16 protein-coding genes are annotated in these 18120 nt (G+C 65.1%); 10 read left to right on the top strand and 6 right to left on the bottom strand.

Annotated elements, in window-relative coordinates:
• Positions 1-357: 357 nt before the first annotated feature.
• Positions 358-1581, bottom strand: a complete 1224-nt coding sequence (locus tag ACWDTP_RS14610) for a zinc-binding dehydrogenase (protein WP_450020812.1) — start codon at positions 1579-1581, stop codon at positions 358-360.
• Positions 1582-1678: 97 nt separating this feature from the next.
• Here ACWDTP_RS14610 and ACWDTP_RS14615 point away from each other — a divergent pair, with 97 nt between their 5' ends.
• The 4 genes from ACWDTP_RS14615 to ACWDTP_RS14630 all read left to right on the top strand — a co-directional run bounded on the left by ACWDTP_RS14615 (position 1679) and on the right by ACWDTP_RS14630 (position 4820).
• Positions 1679-2974, top strand: a complete 1296-nt coding sequence (locus tag ACWDTP_RS14615) for an acyl-CoA dehydrogenase family protein (protein ID WP_450020814.1) — start codon at positions 1679-1681, stop codon at positions 2972-2974.
• A 97-nt stretch (positions 2975-3071) separates the two neighbouring features.
• Positions 3072-3512 carry an FAD-dependent oxidoreductase gene (locus ACWDTP_RS14620; protein ID WP_450020816.1) on the top strand — a complete coding sequence of 147 codons (441 nt, stop codon included), beginning with the start codon at positions 3072-3074 and terminating at the stop codon, positions 3510-3512.
• Positions 3466-4254, top strand: coding sequence for an FAD-dependent monooxygenase (locus tag ACWDTP_RS14625; RefSeq protein ID WP_450020818.1), 789 nt, complete (start codon positions 3466-3468; stop codon positions 4252-4254). The genes ACWDTP_RS14620 and ACWDTP_RS14625 overlap by 47 nt, the downstream gene beginning before the upstream one ends.
• Before the next feature lie 182 nt (positions 4255-4436).
• Complete coding sequence (locus ACWDTP_RS14630) at positions 4437-4820, top strand: nuclear transport factor 2 family protein (RefSeq protein WP_450020820.1); 384 nt, start codon at positions 4437-4439, stop codon at positions 4818-4820.
• A gap of 129 nt (positions 4821-4949) precedes the next feature.
• Here ACWDTP_RS14630 and ACWDTP_RS14635 read toward each other — a convergent pair whose 3' ends face one another.
• The 4 genes from ACWDTP_RS14635 to ACWDTP_RS14650 all read right to left on the bottom strand — a co-directional run bounded on the left by ACWDTP_RS14635 (position 4950) and on the right by ACWDTP_RS14650 (position 9251).
• A complete protein-coding gene (locus tag ACWDTP_RS14635) occupies positions 4950-5516 on the bottom strand; it encodes a TIGR03086 family metal-binding protein (RefSeq protein WP_450020822.1) in 567 nt (188 codons plus the stop codon).
• Positions 5517-5659: 143 nt separating this feature from the next.
• Positions 5660-6919 (bottom strand): M20 family metallo-hydrolase, encoded by a 1260-nt coding sequence (locus ACWDTP_RS14640; RefSeq protein WP_450020879.1) that lies wholly within the window; start codon positions 6917-6919, stop codon positions 5660-5662.
• A 51-nt stretch (positions 6920-6970) separates the two neighbouring features.
• On the bottom strand, positions 6971-8353 hold the full coding sequence (gene hydA, locus ACWDTP_RS14645) for a dihydropyrimidinase (protein WP_450020824.1): 1383 nt from the start codon (positions 8351-8353) through the stop codon (positions 6971-6973).
• A 214-nt stretch (positions 8354-8567) separates the two neighbouring features.
• The gene (locus ACWDTP_RS14650; protein ID WP_450020826.1) at positions 8568-9251 is read right to left on the bottom strand and encodes a GntR family transcriptional regulator; all 684 of its coding nucleotides are present in this window, start codon (positions 9249-9251) and stop codon (positions 8568-8570) included.
• A 219-nt stretch (positions 9252-9470) separates the two neighbouring features.
• Here ACWDTP_RS14650 and ACWDTP_RS14655 point away from each other — a divergent pair, with 219 nt between their 5' ends.
• From ACWDTP_RS14655 to ACWDTP_RS14680, 6 genes are all read left to right on the top strand, one after another.
• On the top strand, positions 9471-11474 hold the full coding sequence (locus tag ACWDTP_RS14655; RefSeq protein WP_450020828.1) for an SCP2 sterol-binding domain-containing protein: 2004 nt from the start codon (positions 9471-9473) through the stop codon (positions 11472-11474).
• An 8-nt stretch (positions 11475-11482) separates the two neighbouring features.
• Complete coding sequence (locus ACWDTP_RS14660; RefSeq protein ID WP_450020830.1) at positions 11483-12367, top strand: FAD binding domain-containing protein; 885 nt, start codon at positions 11483-11485, stop codon at positions 12365-12367.
• Positions 12364-12921 carry a (2Fe-2S)-binding protein gene (locus ACWDTP_RS14665; RefSeq protein WP_450020832.1) on the top strand — a complete coding sequence of 186 codons (558 nt, stop codon included), beginning with the start codon at positions 12364-12366 and terminating at the stop codon, positions 12919-12921. The genes ACWDTP_RS14660 and ACWDTP_RS14665 overlap by 4 nt, the downstream gene beginning before the upstream one ends.
• The gene (locus ACWDTP_RS14670) at positions 12918-15275 is read left to right on the top strand and encodes a xanthine dehydrogenase family protein molybdopterin-binding subunit (RefSeq protein WP_450020834.1); all 2358 of its coding nucleotides are present in this window, start codon (positions 12918-12920) and stop codon (positions 15273-15275) included. The genes ACWDTP_RS14665 and ACWDTP_RS14670 overlap by 4 nt, the downstream gene beginning before the upstream one ends.
• Positions 15275-16282: an LLM class flavin-dependent oxidoreductase gene (locus tag ACWDTP_RS14675; protein ID WP_450020836.1), complete on the top strand. Its 1008-nt coding sequence runs from the start codon at positions 15275-15277 to the stop codon at positions 16280-16282. The genes ACWDTP_RS14670 and ACWDTP_RS14675 overlap by 1 nt, the downstream gene beginning before the upstream one ends.
• Before the next feature lie 61 nt (positions 16283-16343).
• A complete protein-coding gene (locus tag ACWDTP_RS14680; protein ID WP_450020838.1) occupies positions 16344-17321 on the top strand; it encodes a LacI family DNA-binding transcriptional regulator in 978 nt (325 codons plus the stop codon).
• 10 nt (positions 17322-17331) lie between these two features.
• On the opposite strand, the gene ACWDTP_RS14685 is transcribed toward ACWDTP_RS14680, so the two are convergent.
• Positions 17332-18117, bottom strand: coding sequence for a DeoR/GlpR family DNA-binding transcription regulator (locus tag ACWDTP_RS14685; RefSeq protein ID WP_450020840.1), 786 nt, complete (start codon positions 18115-18117; stop codon positions 17332-17334).
• Positions 18118-18120 lie beyond the last annotated feature (3 nt).

Below are 18120 nucleotides of genomic sequence, written 5' to 3' on the forward strand. Positions count from 1 at the left end.
CGGCGCCGACGTACGACCCGGCCACCACAGCGAGATCCGCGCGGTTCACCGAGGCTGTCTCGACCTGAATTTTCACCTCGCCCGGCTTGCGTTCGGGTTCGAGGATCTCCTGGAGCTCAACGGTGGGTCCAGTTGCCGAGTGAGTTACCACCATGGCCTTCAACGGAATTCCCTTCGGAGAGAAGCGTGTGACGCGATCTCTGCCACTGAAGCACAGCGGCCACCCACCGGGCTATGTCACGAGTTCCTGACTTGATGACCGCATTTCGTAACGCGCTACGAAATGCGGGTCACAATCGCGATCTTCGTCAGAGCCTGTCCCCTGGGGAGGATCGGCGAGATCGAATCTTGTGGTAATTATGGCCGTCCCGCCGTTTCAACGCCGGAGCTTTCCGCGCCGACGAGAATGCCGATCTTTCCGACATGCGACTTCGAAAGAAACGCTTCCTGCGCGTTACGCATTTCATTCAACGGATAGATACTGGCCACGACGGGCCTGATCTCCTCGGCTTCAATGTAACTGACCAGATCGGTGAAGATGTTTGGCGGCTGGTGTGTGCAGCCGAAGAAAGACAGATCACGCAGATACAGGGTGCGCAAGTCCAGTTCAACAATCGGCCCGGCAATTGCGCCCGCGGTTACGTAACGTCCACCGACACGCAGGCTGTCCACAAGCGCACCCCAATGCGGTCCTCCCACTAGGTCCAGGACGACGTGGAACTCTTGGTGGGGAAGCTCTGTATCGCGGTCAAGAACTTCATCAGCACCCAACGCGCGAAGCTCCTCCCATTTTGACGGGCTTGAAATCGCTGTGACATGAGCGCCGCGCCGCTTGGCGAGTTGAATCGCGCCCGACCCGACACCGCCCGAGGCCCCGGCAATGACGACTCGTTCCGGCCCGAGACCGCAACGCTGAATCATCCCCTCCGCCGTTGAAAACGCGCACGGAAAGGAGGCAAGCTCGACATCTGACCAGCGAGACTGCACCACGATGGCGTCAACGGCGGGGGCCACCATGAACTCAGCGAAGGCACCGTCGCTTTCCGATCCGAGCGTCGCCGTCGGCAGGACCGCGTCCGACCCACTCGGTGATTGGATAGCGCGTACGAGAACTCGTTGTCCAACCCGACCGGGTGAGACGCCCGTGCCGACCGCCACAATTCTGCCGCAGCAGTCCGCGCCCTGGATTCGCGGGAACGACAAGACCCCACCAGACCAACTTCCGTCACCGTCGGTTTCTTGCTGGAATCCAGCCCTCGCCCCGGAAGCCGTGTCGCCACGTACGGCCTTCGAATACCACCCGATCCGGGTATTGATGTCGGTGTTGTTGACCGCAGAAGCACCTACGCCGATGAGCACCTCGCCCTGCCCCGGCGTTGGCACACGCAGGTCGTCACGCACCTCAAGACGATCAAAACCACCGTGCCCGGTAAGGACCACGCCCCGCATCGTCTTAGGACTTTGCGCCATGGACCCCCGACAACCGAAGCTCGATAACCGTTCAAACACGAAGCGCATACTTCCAGCTGAAACTCGTCGCCACCACGGCTGGGGCCAGTGGCGGTTCAGCGTATCAACCATTCTTGGGGTCCGGTCAGCAGGACTGTGAGTCGAAAAACACTGTGCCGCCGGAGTAAATGACGAGGGAGCGATATCGTATGGGGGAGTCGCGGAGCTGGTGCGTCGTCCCAATCCGGTGAACGCATCCAACTTCAGTCGCTGTCAGTCAAGGAGAAGAATCCTTTCCTTCATCCCACCGTTGTCAAAAGGCAGACCGGGGCCGGCGATGGGAGACGAGATGACAACGAGCCTGAGCGTTCCGAGCCACGAAGAGCTGGTGGGCAGAGCGCGCAGTCTGCAGCCACTGCTGCGCCGGTATAGCGCTGACGGTGAGATCAACCGTCTGCTGGCCGACGAGGTGATCGATGCACTGACCGGGGCGGGCCTGTTTCGGTTGTTCACCCCGCGCCGGTTCGGTGGATATGCGATATCGCTGCGCACCCTGGCCGAGGTGACCGAGGCGCTTGCCGAAGCCGACGGCTCGGCGGCATGGGTGGTGCAAATCGCCGCGGGAGGCGCGTGGGGCGCCGCGCATGCCAACGCACGGGCGCAAGAGGAGGTGTTCGGTGAGAACCCTGACGCCCGGCTCGCGAGCAGCAACAGTCCGGTTCCCGCCCAGCGGGTCGAAGGAGGTGTGCGGGTCGATGGCCGCTGGAGCTACGCATCCGGTGCGCCCCATGCCGATTGGGCCGGGATCGGCATCGCCGCTCCCGCCGACAACGGCGAGGCCGAGGCTTATTTCGCATTGGTGCCGCGGTCGGATATCGGCATTGAAGACACCTGGCGGACCGTGGGTGTGCGCGCTACCGGCAGCCATACCTGGTGCAGCGAAGGGCTATTCGTGCCCGAACACCGGTTGCTGTCCGTGGCCGCTCTGGCGGCCGGGGTACCACAACACGATGAGGCCCTCTACCGACTGCCCTCCGCCCCCGTCGTAACCCTGAACCTGATGGGGACACTGCTGGGCCTGGGCAGTGCGGCACTCAACCACACCATCGAAAAATCCGTGTCGAAGGCGGTGTCCTACACCGTGTACACGCGGCAATCCGACTCGGTAGCGGTGCAAACCCAGATCGCCGAAGCGGCGCTCAAGATCGACACCGCCCGACTGCACATCTACGCCACCGCCGACAAGCTCGATGCAGCAGCACGCACTTCGACCACAATCGACTACGCAACCCGTGCCCGGATGCGGGCCTCATCAGGCCATGCCACGCGGGAGGTACTCGATGCGATACAGCTGCTGCTCAATGTGCACGGATCCGGCTCTTTCGCTGAATCCAATCCGCTGCAAAGGATCTGGCGCGACGCCAACACCGCCGGCAGACATGCCGGCCTCAATACAGCGGTCGGCTACGAAGTGCTCGGCAAGATGCTCCTCGACATCCCGCAACGGATTACGCCCATGGTGTGACTTCCAGCACGGCTCCAGCGAAGAACTCGCCGCGCCTTCGCTAGCTGAGCTGAGCCGGTTTCGGTGAAGGGCACAGTCTTTGACAGGGAAGGCATAGATGGCGATCTCAGAAGTCCCGGCGGGAACCTCTGATGTGGGGGACGGCGTCGTCGCGGTGATTGGCGGTGGGATTGCAGGGCTGTGCACGGCGCTAGCTCTGCATCGAGAAGGCGCCAGAGTGCAGGTGCTGGAATCGCAGACCGAGTGCGCAGACGGTGGTTTCGGAATCAACCTGCCGGGCAATGCCATTCGTGCGTTCGGCGAGCTTGGCATCGAGCGCGGCGAGCTCGTCGCAGCGGGTCATCCCGTAGCCCGGCGCGAGTACCGGAACGCCGAGAACTCGTTGCTGTTCAGCATCGACGAAAGCGGTTTCTGGGGGGGAGGAGTTCGAGCCGGTCTGCTTGCGTCGAGACCGACTGATCGGCTTGTTGCGCAATCGGCTGCCCACCGCCATGGTGCGCGGCGACATCACCGTTACCAACGTCCGCGATGTCGGTGAGCGCATCGGCGTTGATGTCAACGACGAGACGACCGAGACCTACGACTACGTGATCGGGGCTGACGGCATCAACTCCGTGGTGCGCCGCAGCATCGGCGCGGTGACCGATCGAAGGGGTTCGATCACCTCTGATTCTGGATGGCGGTTCGTCGCCCCCAACCCCGGTGTCGATTGCTGGACGGTATGGTTGTCCACACGCGGAATCTTCTTGCTCATTCCCGTCGATGACGACACCGTTTACGCATACGCATCCATGGCGGCCGGCGGTCAGGTAGGCGAGGACCCGACTTGGCTGGAACGAACATTCCGCGAGTATCCCTCCATCGTGGGCGAAGCGATACGCAACGCACTCACCAGTGGCGCGCCGTTGCGGCGATCCGCTGTCGAGGAGATCCGCTTAGACAAGTGGTCCCTCGGACGCATCGTGCTCGTCGGCGACGCGGCCCACGCCACCGCGCCCGTATGGGCGCAGGGAGCGGCCATGGCGGCCGAAGATGCACTTGTCATCGCACACGAACTCGTAGCGCGACGAACACTGCCGGGAACATGGCATCAAGCCGGATCCGAATATGAACGTCGACGCCGCAACCGCGTCGATCACGTCAAGACCATGACCGACACAGTCTCCCAGGCGGCTGGACTACCCGATGACGTACGCAACCAAGTGTTGCCCGAAGCCGGTCCACTATCGTTTGCGGCCACCTACGGCCCGCTGCGCGAATCCGCGCTCATTTCAACGTGACCGAGAACCGCAGGAAGAGACGTGATGGCACGGTTACCCGCCCTCCGACGCGGACAGCTGTTCTGCGCGCAATGCTCTCGGTTGGTACGTTGGCGGCCGCCTTGTCTTTCGCCGCATCCGCCTGCGGAACGGCAATGACTCCTTCGGCTACCCCGGCGACCGTCACTACGAAAGGACCTGCGATGTCAACCTCCACCCCATCAGATCCCCTTGCGCTCGACCGGCTTCGCGACGCCATCGGCTCGGGCGACGCGGCGCGAGTGGCGAGCTGCTTCACCGCTGATTTCAGGGCCGAGTTGCCTCAACATCCTGAGAGAAACTTCGTCGGCACCGAGCAAGTTCGTGCAAACTGGTCGGCGATCTTCGACAGAACGCCGCATCTGACTGCTCGGGTACTGCGCACTGCCGTCAACGGTGCGGAGATTTGGTCGGAATGGGAGATGGCCGACATCGACAAGCCGGGTGCACCTGTTGTCTTCGCCGGTCCGGTCATTCTTACTACTCGCGACGGCAAGATCAACTGGGTTCGCTTCTATCTCGATCCCGTCGGCCCGACGCCTGATTGAGACCGCGCGTCGACGTGGATACATTGCGTTCGGGTGTGGACAGCGTGATGAACTCAGCGCTGTGACAGCATCAGTCGACCCGGCCATACTCCTCCGATTGACATACTGAACCGGTCGCTGGCAGTCCCGTCAGGAGGCGTCGCGGCCGAGCAAGGCCAGCAGTTGGACTGCGGGGTCGTCGCTGGTGCAGGGGATCGGGGGGTCGATGATGCCCAGCCCGGCGAATCGGTCGACGTTGTCCCGTGCGAAGACTAGTGCTAGTTCAACTGATTCCGGGTCGAGGGACTCGTCCTGGCCGGAACCGCGAGCCAGGTCCCACTGGTGAACGGTCAGGTCGACGAGCATCTGATCGGCGTACGTGGACAGTGGCGCATCAGCGTAGGACAGGTGGACCGTCGCCAAGGGGTCCGCTCCGGCCCACGCCGGGTAGGAGCGGCTCGCCGCGCGGTCCCAGGCGCCGGCGGGATCGCTACCGACCACATCACCGTCGTAGCGGTCGCCCACCTGCTCCAACGTCTCGCCCGCGAGGACGTGCGGCGCCCAGAGGTGCTCGAAGACCAGGTGGTTGACGAGGTCGCGCACCGCCCATTCGGTGCACGGCGTCGGGTTGTTCCACCGGTCGCCGGGGACCGCGTGCACCCGGGAGCCGAAGCGGTCAATGGCGTCGGGAATCAGAAGCAGGGCGGAGGATCGCATATGGTCAAGTTACCGTCAGTGGAATCCCCATTGCCACAAGTTGTTCGACATGACTTGCGGCGAAAAAAACATGTACCTGTGTGCGATCCGCGACGAGCATTGCAGACGGGTGCTGGGCTGGTCGGTGAGGGTGGCACCGGCCCTCAGGCGGATGCCACGGTATCGGCCGCATCGAGCGCGATGATGGTTGCGGAAAGCACCTGTACGCCCGCCGCGATGTCGGAGAAGTCCGTCCATTCGTCGGGGCAGTGACTGCGTCCCGCTCGGGAGGGCACGAAGATCATCCCCATCGGGCAGAGCTGGGCAAGGTGGACCGCATCGTGGGTGGCCCCACTGGGCACCGCCTTCCAGGAGAGCCCCGACCGTTCGGCCGATGCCGCGGCGAGATCCTGGATTTGCGCGGCCGCGTGGACGATCTCGTTGTCGGTGGTCCAGTCGAAGTCGACGTCGACGCCTTCGGAGCGGGCCTCGTCGACGATGTCGGTCACGATCTGCTGCTTGGCCAGGGAAAGCCACTCGGCGTCGACGCTCCGCACCTCGGCCCGCATCCGCACCTCGCCGGGCACGACATTCGGGGATGCAAGACCGTTCGCGAGCCGCGTCGTGGTGGCCACACCGTGTTTCGGTGCGCCACAGGCGATCCGCTGGACCGAGAGCACGGCGTGGGCGGCCGCGACCATGGCGTCCTTGCGGTCGTTCATCGGTCTCGTCCCGGCGTGATCGGGCCTGCCGACGAAGGTGGCCATGGCGCGTTCGATGCCGGCGATCGCTGTCACGACCCCGATCTGGGTGTCGTGGCGCTCGAGTAGTGGGCCCTGCTCGATATGCAGCTCGACATAGCCGTGCAGCGGGATGTCACGCAGCCACCGCGAAGACAGGGCCGCCGACGGATCCAGCCCGAACTGGCGGTAGCGGTCGCCGAGGCGCAGGCCTTGGCCGTCCCTGCGGTCGAGGTCCGCCGCCGTCAACTCGCCGGCGAGACAGCGACTGCCAAGGCAGCTGAGGCCCCAGTCGTTGGACTCCTCGCCCAGAAAGTCGACCACGATGAGGTCCCGGGTGAGCGTGATGTCGTTCTCCCGCAACTGTCGCACCAGTTCGAGGGCGCCCATCACTCCGACGATGCCGTCGAAGCGACCGCCGCCGGTGACGGTGTCGGTGTGCGAACCGGTGACCAGAGCTGGTGCACCGGTGTGCTTTCCGCGCAGCACGCCGATGATGTTGCCCGCCGTGTCGGTATGGACGTCGAGGCCGCACTGGCGCATCTTCGCGGCGACCAGGTCGCGGGACGATCGGTACGGTTCACCGAACACCTGGCGAGTCCAGCCGAGTTGGTCGGGCTCGCACAGCTGTGAAAGCTCGACGATGTCGGCCTCGATCCGCGCCGCTATCGGCTCGAAAATCACACTGGTCAACGAATCTCCTGAGGTGTCGATGGCTCGGGTCCCGGTGCGGGGCTACTGACCGGTCCGGGCGAGGAAACGTCCACGGCCAGGTTTTCCGATGTACTGCCCGTTCTCGGCGATGAGTTCACCGCGGGAGTACACGGCGGCCACCGCGCCCGGGATGGTCCAGCCCTCGTACGGGGTGTAGTCCATACGTTGCTGTTGGGTAACCGCCGAGATCGTCGTGCGGCCCCGGGGGTCGAGCACGGTGATATCGGCGTCGAAGCCTGCCGCGATCGCGCCCTTCGATGCCAGACCGAACTGTCTGGCGGGTGTGGTCGAGATGAGATCGACGAACTTCTGCATCGAGATCCGGTTCTGTGCGACACCTTCGGCATACATCACCAGGAGCCGGTGCTCCACGCCGGGGCCACCGTTGGGAATCAGGCGGAAGTCGGCCTCACCCAGCCGACGTTTCTCCTCGAAACAGAACGGGCAGTGATCAGAACTCACGACGCCGAGGGATCCGGCCCGCAGTCCGCGCCACAGTGCGTCACGGTGTTCCTGGGTGCGCAGCGGGGGAGTGAGAACCACCTTCGCGGCCTCGAATCCGGGCTGATCGTAGAGCGCCCGGTCCAGGGTCAGGTAGTGGGTGCAGGTTTCACCGGCGATCGCCCAGTCGTTGGCCCGCGCTTCCGCGACCGCCTCGACCGATCCCTCCGTGGAAAGATGAACGAAGTACAGCGGAGCGTCGGCCATCCGCGCGATGCGAATGGCCCGGCGGACCGCTTCGACCTCAGTCGACGGCGGGCGTGAGATCTCGTGGGAGCCCGGTCCGGTCCGTCCTGCCGCCACCAGATCGGCGGCGAGTCGGTCGATCACATCGCCGTTCTCGGCGTGTACGCATACCTGGCCGCCGGCTCGGCTCGACTCGCGCAGGACGTCGAACAGCGCCCCGTCGTGCAGCATCAGGGTGCCGCGGTAGGCCATGAATACCTTGAAGCTGCTCACCCCGGACTGCACGATCTCCGGGAACTCGTCGACGGCGTTGTCGTACAGATCGGTGACGCACATGTGGAACCCGTAGTCGGTCACGGCCCTGCCCCGGGCTTTCGAATGGTGCGCCTCCAGCGATTCCACGAGCGTCTTGCCGGGCAGCTGCATCGCAAAGTCGACCACCGTGGTGGTGCCGCCGCACGCCGCCGCCCTGGTGGCGCTCTCGAAGTCGTCGGCGGTGACCGTGCCCATCATCGGGGAGTCGATGTGGGTGTGGACGTCGACGCCGCCGGGGAACAGCAGCGCATCCGAGTGGTCGATGCGCTCCATGCCGTCGATGGACATTCCGTCGAAGTGTCCGACGGCCTCGATCGTGCCGTCCTTGATGAGCACGTCGGCCTCGGTCGTCGTGGTGCTGTTCACGACGGTCCCGCCGGTCAGCAGCGTGTATGCGGTCATGTGTGACTCCTCGGTGTCGGTCCCGGAGCAATTTCTGCCGTGGACAAGCGAATAGATGTCGCCCATCAACGCCTCCGATGGACAATCGAATGCGGGAAGACGGCCACGGGGCGCAAACGTTTGGTATCCCAAACTGGACTGTACGTCTCATCGACCCGTTCGACAAGGGAATGCCCGAAGGTGTCGCGCCCGCGATGGGCGCAGGTTGTACGCGTCAGCCGGCGGATTCGTCGGGGAACAGGCTTGCCAGCGCGAGCTCGCAGCTGTGCCTGACATGGGCGACGGCGAACTCCCGTGCCGCGCCCTCGTTGTGAGATGCGATCAGCTGAACGAGGATCGAGTGCTCCTCGAATAATCGGGACCAGTCCTTGTTCTGTTCCATGAGCCATCGCATGCGCCCCTGCATCGGTTGGATCAGGTGGTGCAGTTGCTGGTTGGCGGCGATCTCGGCGACGACGTCATGGAAATCGGCGCTGAGCCGGTGCAGTACCGTTTCGTCGGTCGCCGAACGGGTTTCGTCCAAGAGTCGGGTGAGCCGGTCGATGTCCTCGGGTGCGGCGCGACGTGCGGCAAGCGCGGTCACGGCGGGTTCGAGGGCCTCGCGGACCTCGAACAATTCCTCGACATCCTGGCGTGTCCAGCGTCGGACCGCCACCTTGCGCGGCGTCTCGGCGACCAGGAAGCCCTCGAAGATCAACACCTGCAGCGCTTCCCGGACGGGGCTGCGGGACACCCCCAGTCGGTCGGCGACCGAGCGCTCGACGAGGCGATCGCCGGGGCGCAACTCGCCCTCGATGATCTGTCGCCGGATCTCGCGGGTCACCTCTGCGCGGATGGCGGCGAGCGCGGGCGAAAGCGCAGGTGCTCCGCCTGGCGGCGCCTCGGCGTTCGTTGCCATGCCTGAGAGTGTGGCAGATCCGGGGACCCGGAAATGCTCATCTCCCGGCCGGTGTGACACCCGACACCAAATTTGGAATACCAAACCTTGACTTGTTCCGGCGATGCGCGCATCATTGACGCAATCGTTTGTGATCTACCTCGCACAGGTGGCGACCGACCCCCGAGGTCGTGGTCGGGCCTGTGAGATCGCCGCTGCACACACACAGGAAGTGCGCACATGACAACAGCCAAGCTCAGGTCGTTCCCGCCGTTGCAGGAGTCGTTCACCGACGACCCCGCGGTGGTGCAGCGCCAGAAGATCGATGATTACGCCGCGCACGTCGTGCCGATGACGTGGCGTGCCGGCCGCTGGTCGATGGCGATGGCGTGGTACGCACTGGCCAGCGCCATGGCATGGCTGCTCACCGCGGGTGTGGCCGCGGTTGAGGTGGGGCCGCGTGACGCCCTGATCGGCGCCGGACTGTCGGTCTTCGCCTACAGCGCCATCTGTTCGGCCATGGCGACCTACGCCGCACGGACCGGAACGAACATAAACATGTTCTCCCGCATGATCTTCGGGCTGCGCGGTGGCGTTATCGCGACAATGGTGCTGTTCGCGATCGCGACCTTCTACGCCACCTTCGAGGGTGCCGTCGTCGCGCACGCGTTCTCCGTGGAATTCGGCGGGCCGTCGCTGAGTGTCTGGTACCTGATCGTCGTGCTGTACAGCGTCCCGCTGGCGATCGGCGGTGTGCGGGTGTTCCTCGACAAGTTCAACGGCGTCCTGCTGCCGATCTACATCGTCGGACTCGTCGTCGCGGTGGTGTGGACCATCAATGAACGCGGGTATCAAGCGGATTGGCTCAGTGGTCAGGGCGCCTCGACCGTGGTTGGACCTGGCTGGGTGTACAGCTTCTCGCTCTACATGGGTGTCTGGGTGCTGATGATGTTCACCGGAGACCTCGCCCGTCAGGCCAAGGTCGAGGACCTGAGGTTCCACCGATGGTTCACCTTCGGGCCCGTCTTCCACGGCTTCACGCTGTTCGTCAACGCAGTGGTCGGCATCTTCCTCGCCGAGCACCTGGTCACCGGCGAGCTGACCGAACTGTCCGCCGTGGACGGAATGCTCGCGCTGATGGGAGTCTGGGCGGTGGTCCTGATCTGGGTCACCCAGAGCCGGATCAATACGGCCAATTACTACGTGGCGTCCAGCAATCTGGCGAATCTGGTCGGTCGGGTGTTGCCATGGAGCGTTCCACGCTGGGTCTGGGTACTGATACTCGGCGCGCTGGTGTACCTGTTGATGCTGCAGGACCTGTTGCACAAACTGTCTATCGCCCTGCAATACAGCGGGATCATCACGGTCGCATGGGTGGGAGCGGTCCTCGCCTACATGCTGTGGGCGAAAATCCAGGGCATTCCACCCGAGGAGGTCGAGTACCGGCCCGGCCGGGTGCTCACGGTGAATTGGCCGGGGGTCATCGCCTGGGTGGCCGGCACCGCTGTGGGCGTTGTCCTGCTCAACTGGGGAGGTCCGATCGGCCTCACCTGGTTCGCGCCGGGCGCCGCAGTGGTGTCGTTCGTGGTCTACAGCCTCGCACTGGCGACCAGGGGTGACGCGAGTTTCACGCTGTCCAGGCCCGCCGACCCGCGCCAGGAGGTGGGCGACGCCTGGGAATCCCGGATCCGTTGCCACCACTGCGGCCACTCGTATGTCGCCCAGGAGATGGACCGCGATCCCACCGTCGGCCATCAGGCGATCTGCTGTGAGTGCGCCGCCGCGAGCCGCCAGTTCCTCGAGGCCGCACACCGCGAGGCGACAACCGCCGAAAGGATCCAAACCACCGTGAAATGCCAACTGGCCATGAGGTTCTTCGTCTTCTTCCTCAATCGCACACCCGAGGTTGCCCCGCTACTGGAGGGCTGGGACAAGACCCTGCAGTTCGACCTGGAGGGTGAACGGGCGTTCCACATCGTCGTCGAGAACGGACGAGCCCGGGTCGTACGCGGGCCTGCCGCCGATGCCGATGTCATCATCGAGGCGCCCGCCGAGCTCTTTCTGACGATGATGCTGGACACCGGCGTCGCCGACGAGTCCTATATGAACAAGAAATACGAGGTCTACGGGCCGCCCGCGGACGCCACCCGATTCCGGTACCTCGGCGAGAAGGTTCAGGAGTGTCATCCTGCCGTCTTCAAACCGCTGCACAAGCTCGCCCCCATGGCACTTCGAGTCGTCTAGGAGATCCGATGCCGACACTGCTGTTCCAACCCGAGGACTACCGCTTCCCGACGTCGGTGGACGAGGTGTTGACAACCCTTGCCGAGCAAGGCGACAGGGCCCGTGTGATAGCCGGCGGGACCACCGTGCACGAGCTGGCGTACCGCCGTGCGATGGGAGACGTCCGCACTCTGCTCGATGTCACCCGTCTTCCGCTACGTCAGATCGCCGAAGCGGACCGGACCATGCATCTGGGCGCCACCGTCACCTTCACCGAACTGGCGGAATACATCTCGGCTCACCACCAGCCAACCCTGGCGATCCTCACCGACTCGATCGCCGGTATCCGGCCCATGCAGATCCGCAATGTCGGAACCGTCGGTGGGTCCATCTGCTCGAGCCTGCCGTTCTTCGACCTGCCCGCGGCGTTGGTGGCGCTCGATGCGAGGATCACCACGTACGGTGTCGGGCGCGCGGCTCGCACCATACCGATCGAGGACTTCTTCCACGATTTCTTCCTGCCGGACCTCCGTTTCGGCGAGTTCCTCACCGAGGTGGAATTCGCGGTGCCGGGCCGCAATTCATCGGGGGCCTTCCAGAAATTCGAGTCCAACTCGGTGGATTGGGCTCTGGTGAGCATCGGCGTGCAGGTGAGCGTCGACGCCGGGCGTTTCACCTCGGTCCGCATAGCGCTCGGAGGAGGAATCGGCCGGAAGGTCACGCGTGCCAGAACCGTCGAGAACGAGTTGCTGGGCGCGCCCGCCGAGGACCGGACCATCGAGGGCGCCGTGCTTCACGTCGCCGACGACGTCCGTGCCTTCAGTGACTTCCGCGGCTCGGCGAAGTTCCGTAACCACCTGCTCAAGGTCTACGTCGCCCGATCTCTGAAACACGCTGTCAGGAGGATTCGATGACCCGCTTCAACGACCGCCGCCGCTCCGCCCAGGGGACGGCATCTCGGCCCGGTCAACCCGCTGCCACGTCCGCCCCGGTCACCCGGGTGCTCAACATCGTCGTCAACGGAGAACCCCATGCGCTCGCGGTCGGGCCGTACGAGAGCCTGAACTCCGTCCTGCGGGATCGCCTGAACCTGACCGGAACCAAACGCGGGTGTGACACCGGCGGCTGCGGCACCTGCACGGTGCAGGTCGACCGACAGGCGGTGTACTCCTGCATGTACCCCTCCCTGCGTGCCGAGGGCAAAGAGGTATCCACCGTCGAGGGGTTGTCGCGCAACGGTGTCGCGCACCCGATGCAACAGGCCCTGGTCGACGGCGGCGGTGTGCAGTGCGGATATTGCACGCCCGGTGCACTCATGGCCTGTGACGCCGTCTTCCGGGAACACCCGGACGCCGATGCCGAGATCATCGCCGAGGAACTGGCCGGAAACCTGTGCCGCTGTACGGGTTATGTGAAGTTGATCGACGCCCTTGCCCAGGCGGCGAAGACGCGGAAGGAATCACGGTGACCGAGACGATGCCCGTATCCGCCGAATACCAGAACATCGGCAGGCGCGTTCCGAAGTTCGACGCCATGCACAAGGCCACCGGCCAACTGAAGTTCGTCGGGGATATCCGGCTGCCCAGAATGCTCGATATCAAGATCCTGCGCAGCCCGCATCCGCACGCCGAGATCGTCCGGATCGACACCACCGGGGCGTTGGCGATTCCCGGCGTGAAGGCGATCATCACGCACGAGGATGCCCCGCCGCACCCGTACGGTCGTGAATTCGCGCTGCCCCCGGAGTACATGCCGCGGGACAACTTCGTCATCCCAGACAAGGCCCGCTACGTCGGTGACGTGGTGGCCGCCGTCGCCGCCACCAGCGCTGAGGTCGCGGCGAGGGCCGTGGCCGCCATCGAGGTCGAGTACCGGAAGTTGCCCGCCGCCCTTGACCCGATGAAGGCGATCGAGCCCGGCGCTCCTCAGCTGCACAGCACCGTGTTCTGGGGTGATGACCGAGATGACCTGGCGGGCAACATCTTGCGCACGGTGAAGATGGGGGTCGGTGATGTGGAGCGGGGTTTCGCGCAGGCCGACGTCATCATCGAGAACACCTTCACGGTGCCCAAACAGCAGCAGAGCCCCATGGAGCGACGGTGCATCGTGGTCGACCCGTTGCCCGACGGGCGTCTCGACGTGTGGTGTACCACGCAATCGATCCACGGCCTGCGCCATAACCTTGCGCGCGCACTCGGTATCCCCTTCAGCCGGATCAACGTTCATCAAGTGTTCCTGGGTGGCGCGTTCGGCGCCCGGCTGGACATGAATGTCGACGAGCCCATCGCGGCCCTGCTGGCCATGAAGGCGGGTCAGCCGGTCCGGCTGCAGCTGACCCGGGAGGAGGACATGATGTCGACCAGTCGGCATCCCGCGACGGTGACGCTGCGGACCGGCGCCAAACGGGACGGCACCCTGGTTGCCCACCGGATGACCGCACACGTCGATACCGGCGCCTACGCCTGCTCGGGGGAGTGGGTCACCAAATGCATGGGCGGGTGGTTCATGTCCATGTACCGGGTCCCGAATCAGGACTTCACCGGCCATGTCATCTACACCAATACGCCGCCGGCGGCCGGCTTCCGGGGTTTCGGCAACCCCCAGGCCAACGTTCCGGTGGAGTCCCATATGGACCTGCTGGCCGACAAACTGGGCATCGATCCGGTCGAGCTGAGACTGCGCAACTACATTCGCGAAGGAGACGCCTACTTCGCTCAGGGGCCCAACGTCGTCGACTACATCAAGAGTTGCGGTGTCGAGGAGATCCTGACCGAAGGGGCGCGCCGGATCGGCTGGCATCGCCGCGCCGAGTTGGCGACACAACCGAAGGACCAGAAGATCCTCAAGGGAATCGGAATGGGGCGTGCGTTTCACACGTCCGGTTGTGGCCAGGCCAACGAGGTGTCGGACATCCTCGAATACGCCGGCAGCATCATCAAGATGAACGAGGACGGCACGGCCAGCCTCACGACGGCGTTGATCGATATGGGCACCGGCAATCTCATGGGGCACGCCCAGATCGTCGCCGAGGTCCTCGGTCTGCGCGTCGAGGACATCGTCGTCAATACGACCGACACGGATTCCTCGCCATACGACGTGGTCACCCACGCCAGCCGTAGCACGTACGTGTCGGGGATGGTCGCGAAACTGTGCGCGGAGAAGGTCCGGACGATTCTGTGCCAGATGGCCGGGCGCATTCTGGAAGCCGACCCGGACGACATCGTCCTGGCCGGTGGGCGAGCACATCTGAGGGGTCCGGCGGCCTCCGGTGCACCCCAGTCCTCCGTCAGCATCATGGAGATCACCCGCACCGCGCAGATGCGTCAGTGGGGCACCATCATGGCCGAGGAGAGCCGCCGGGCCGTCACGACGGCATCGCATTTCACCTGCAAGTTCATCGAGGTTTCGGTCGACACCGAGACCGGGCACGTCTCCATCGACAAGGTGGTGGCGGGATCCGATGTGGGACAGGTGATCAATCCGGTTCTGGTGGAGGGGCAGATCCACGGTGGCGCCGCCCAGGCATTCGGCTACGCGCTCCTCGAGGAGGTCCAGGTCGACCGCGAAACCGGACGCACACTCAACGCCGATTTCCTGAACTACAAGATCTTCACCTCCCGCGACATCTGCCGGGATTTCGACGTCTTCTTCGCCGCCACGCACGAAGACTCGGGCCCGTTCGGCGCCAAGGGGATCGGCGAAGCCGCCAACAACGACGGTGCGGGCGCTGTGGTGAACGCCGTGGCGAATGCCATCGGTGTGCACATCAAGGACCTCCCGCTGACCCCGGAGCGGGTGCTTGAGGCGCTCGGGAAGATCTGATGACCAGGGTCGGGCCACCGAGTGTCGGCGTCTTCTTCCACGGATGGGCGACCGCGGACCGGTCGGATGCGGCCGTGCTCGACGAGATCCTCGAATCCACCGAGCGCGCGGATGCACTGGGCTTCGATATCGCCTGGTACACCGAACAACACGGGCATTCGTTCGGCAACATCTGGGGCCGGGTGGCGGCTCCGCAGTTGCTGATCGCCAACGCCGCTGCCCGCACCCGCACCATCGGTCTGGGATCGGCGGTGCGGCTGGCCGTCGACGTCGATGCGGCGACGCTGGTCGAGGAGATGCTCACCCTGGATGCTCTCACCCGCGGGCGGGCCCAGTTCGGATTCGGTGCGGGTATGCCGAGCGCCTGCCACCGGAATGGGGCACGCGACCTGCGCAGGGAACTCCTGCGGACCCGCGTCGGGGAGGTGGCCGACATTCTCGCGGGGAGCCGGATCGCGGTGCCGGACGGGATGGGAATACAGATTCGGGATCTGACCGATCGGATTCACCTGGCATCCATCGACCCACAGACCATCGAACTGGCCGCGCGGCGCGGATTCGGTTACTTCGCAGGACTGTTCGGTGGCGCCCGGCAGGCCGACCTGGCCGTCAGCTTCCGGCGAGCGGGCGGACGCGGACCGGTGCGCGCGGTCCGGATGGTGTTCGTGGGAACCGACGACACCGAGGCGAGAGATCTCGCCGAACCCGCGGTCATGCGGTTCTGGAGCAATTTCACCCCTCCGTCCCCGCAATGGCGCAGAGTCGTCGAGGAGGCGGGGCCGATGACCTACGAACAGATCACCGCCGAACTCGGGTGGATCGTCGGCGGACCCGAAACGGTGGCCAGAGAACTCCACGGATCCGCGGCGGTATGCGACCTCGACGGACTCGATATCGCCTTCCACGCCCCGGGTCTGGACCGGGTGAGCGCGGACCGATCCATGGAGCGGTTCGCGCTGCGGGTGCTGCCCGCCGTTCGCAAATCGGCCGCCCTGAGCTGCGCCTGATTCGCCGGGCACATCGATGATGGACGGTACCGTCGCCGCGTCTCGCGTGACATTGTCGACGGTGGCGACGCGCGCGGGGGTCCACCCGTCCACGGTCTCGCGGGCACTCAGCGACGACCCGGTCGGGGTCAGCAAGCGCACCGTCGCACGGGTTCGCGGAATCGCCGACGAGTTGGGCTATTTCCGGGACATCACCGGTGCTTCGCTGCGAACCGGACGGACCCGGATGATCGGTGTCCTGGTTCCCCGGCTCACCGACGTGGTGCTCGCGCAGATCTACGAGTCGATCGACGACACCGCACGTGCGGCCGGATACAACACCGTGGTGGCGAATACCCGCGATGACCCGGCGGTGCAACGCATGCGGCTGGACGGTCTGCTCTCGCGTCGGGTGGATGGATTGATCGTCGGCGATCTCACCGATGGCGGCACCCTCGCCGATCACCTTGTGGTCTCGGGCGTGCCGTTCGTTCTGGTCATGCGCCGCGGCGGGCGCCATCCATCCGTCACGACCGACGACCTCGAAGGTGGGCGACTGGCCGCCGAGCACTTTCTCGAACTGGGCCATTCGGTCGTCGGCGTGATCGCCGGCGACCCGCTCACGAGCACCGGCCGGGAACGCCGCAGCGGATTTGTCGGACGGTACGCGCAGGCGGGGATCGACATCCCGGCCCGCTACGTCGTGGATTCCGCGTTCGACGTCGACAGCGGACGCTCCGCCGCCGAGGCGTTGCTCTCGCTCACGCCCCGGCCGACCGCCGTGTTCGCGGTCAACGATTTCACCGCGATCGGGGCCATCGGAGCGCTGCGCGGACTCGACCTCGAACTGGGCCGCGACGTCGCAGTGCTCGGATACAACGACGTTCCGGTGTCGGCGCAGCTGTCGGTTCCGTTGTCCTCGATCCGGTCGCCGCTCGACGACATGGGCAGATTGAGCACCGAGATGCTGCTCGAGCGCCTCGACGGCCGCCAGATGAGTTCGATCAGACTCAGCCCGACACTGGTCGCTCGTGAATCCACCCTGCTGAGCGGCCCCTGAGGAACCCGGCTCAGCCGTCGCCCCCGTCGACGATATGCACCTGCACCCCGGCGGCCATGATCGAACTCAGCTGTTGCGGGTCGGCGGTCGAGTCGGTCACCAGATGGTCGATCTGGTTGAGCGGCACCATCTTCGCCAATGTCACCTTGCCGATCTTCGATCCGTCGACGGCGACGACGACGCGTTGCGCGTTGGCGGCCATGGCGATCGCGGTGCGCGCCTCGGCCTCGTCGAATGTGGTCGCGCCGACCTCGGCCGACATCCCGTCGGCCCCGAGGACCGCGGTGCCGACGGTGATGACCTGGAACGCGTGCTCGGACATCGGTCCAACGGCCTCAAGGGAATTGGCCCGCACCAGGCCGCCGGTCATGATCACCTTCATGTGCGCGTCGACGGCGCAGTCGACGGCGATGGTCAGCGAGTTGGTGACGATCGTCATCTGCGGCCGCCCCTTCAACGCCCTGGCGACCTCGCCGGTGGTGATACCGCCGGTGAGCGCCACCGCCTGTTGCCCGGCGGGCACCAACGCGGCGGCGTGCTGAGCGATCCGTCGTTTGATGGCCACCATCCGGTGATCGCGAAGCCGCACCGGGATCTCGCTGCTGCTCGGGTCGAGCGCCCTGGCGCCTCCGTGGGTGCGCACCAGCAGGCCCTGGTCCTCAAGGTCGCTGAGATCGCGGCGCAGCGTCGCGGCCGACACCCGCAACTCGGCGCAGAGCACCTGGGAGGCGACTTCACCGCGGTCACGCAGTAGCGAGAGCACCTCGCGCATGCGATCAGTGCGCTTGAGCGACATTGC

The organism is Mycobacterium sp. NPDC003449 (assembly GCF_053588415.1).

Excerpts from the sequence above, each read along its gene's own strand:
- ACWDTP_RS14620 (WP_450020816.1), top strand. The coding sequence starts at position 3,072 with ATGGCGATCTCAGAAGTCCCGGCGGGAACCTCTGATGTGGGGGACGGC.
- ACWDTP_RS14665 (WP_450020832.1), top strand. The coding sequence starts at position 12,364 with ATGACCCGCTTCAACGACCGCCGCCGCTCCGCCCAGGGGACGGCATCT.
- ACWDTP_RS14685 (WP_450020840.1), bottom strand. The coding sequence starts at position 18,117 with ATGTCGCTCAAGCGCACTGATCGCATGCGCGAGGTGCTCTCGCTACTG.
- ACWDTP_RS14655 (WP_450020828.1), top strand. The coding sequence starts at position 9,471 with ATGACAACAGCCAAGCTCAGGTCGTTCCCGCCGTTGCAGGAGTCGTTC.
- ACWDTP_RS14660 (WP_450020830.1), top strand. The coding sequence starts at position 11,483 with ATGCCGACACTGCTGTTCCAACCCGAGGACTACCGCTTCCCGACGTCG.
- ACWDTP_RS14650 (WP_450020826.1), bottom strand. The coding sequence starts at position 9,251 with ATGGCAACGAACGCCGAGGCGCCGCCAGGCGGAGCACCTGCGCTTTCG.
- ACWDTP_RS14635 (WP_450020822.1), bottom strand. The coding sequence starts at position 5,516 with ATGCGATCCTCCGCCCTGCTTCTGATTCCCGACGCCATTGACCGCTTC.
- ACWDTP_RS14610 (WP_450020812.1), bottom strand. The coding sequence starts at position 1,581 with ATGGTTGATACGCTGAACCGCCACTGGCCCCAGCCGTGGTGGCGACGA.
- ACWDTP_RS14625 (WP_450020818.1), top strand. The coding sequence starts at position 3,466 with ATGGTGCGCGGCGACATCACCGTTACCAACGTCCGCGATGTCGGTGAG.
- hydA (WP_450020824.1), bottom strand. The coding sequence starts at position 8,353 with ATGACCGCATACACGCTGCTGACCGGCGGGACCGTCGTGAACAGCACC.
- ACWDTP_RS14675 (WP_450020836.1), top strand. The coding sequence starts at position 15,275 with ATGACCAGGGTCGGGCCACCGAGTGTCGGCGTCTTCTTCCACGGATGG.
- ACWDTP_RS14630 (WP_450020820.1), top strand. The coding sequence starts at position 4,437 with ATGTCAACCTCCACCCCATCAGATCCCCTTGCGCTCGACCGGCTTCGC.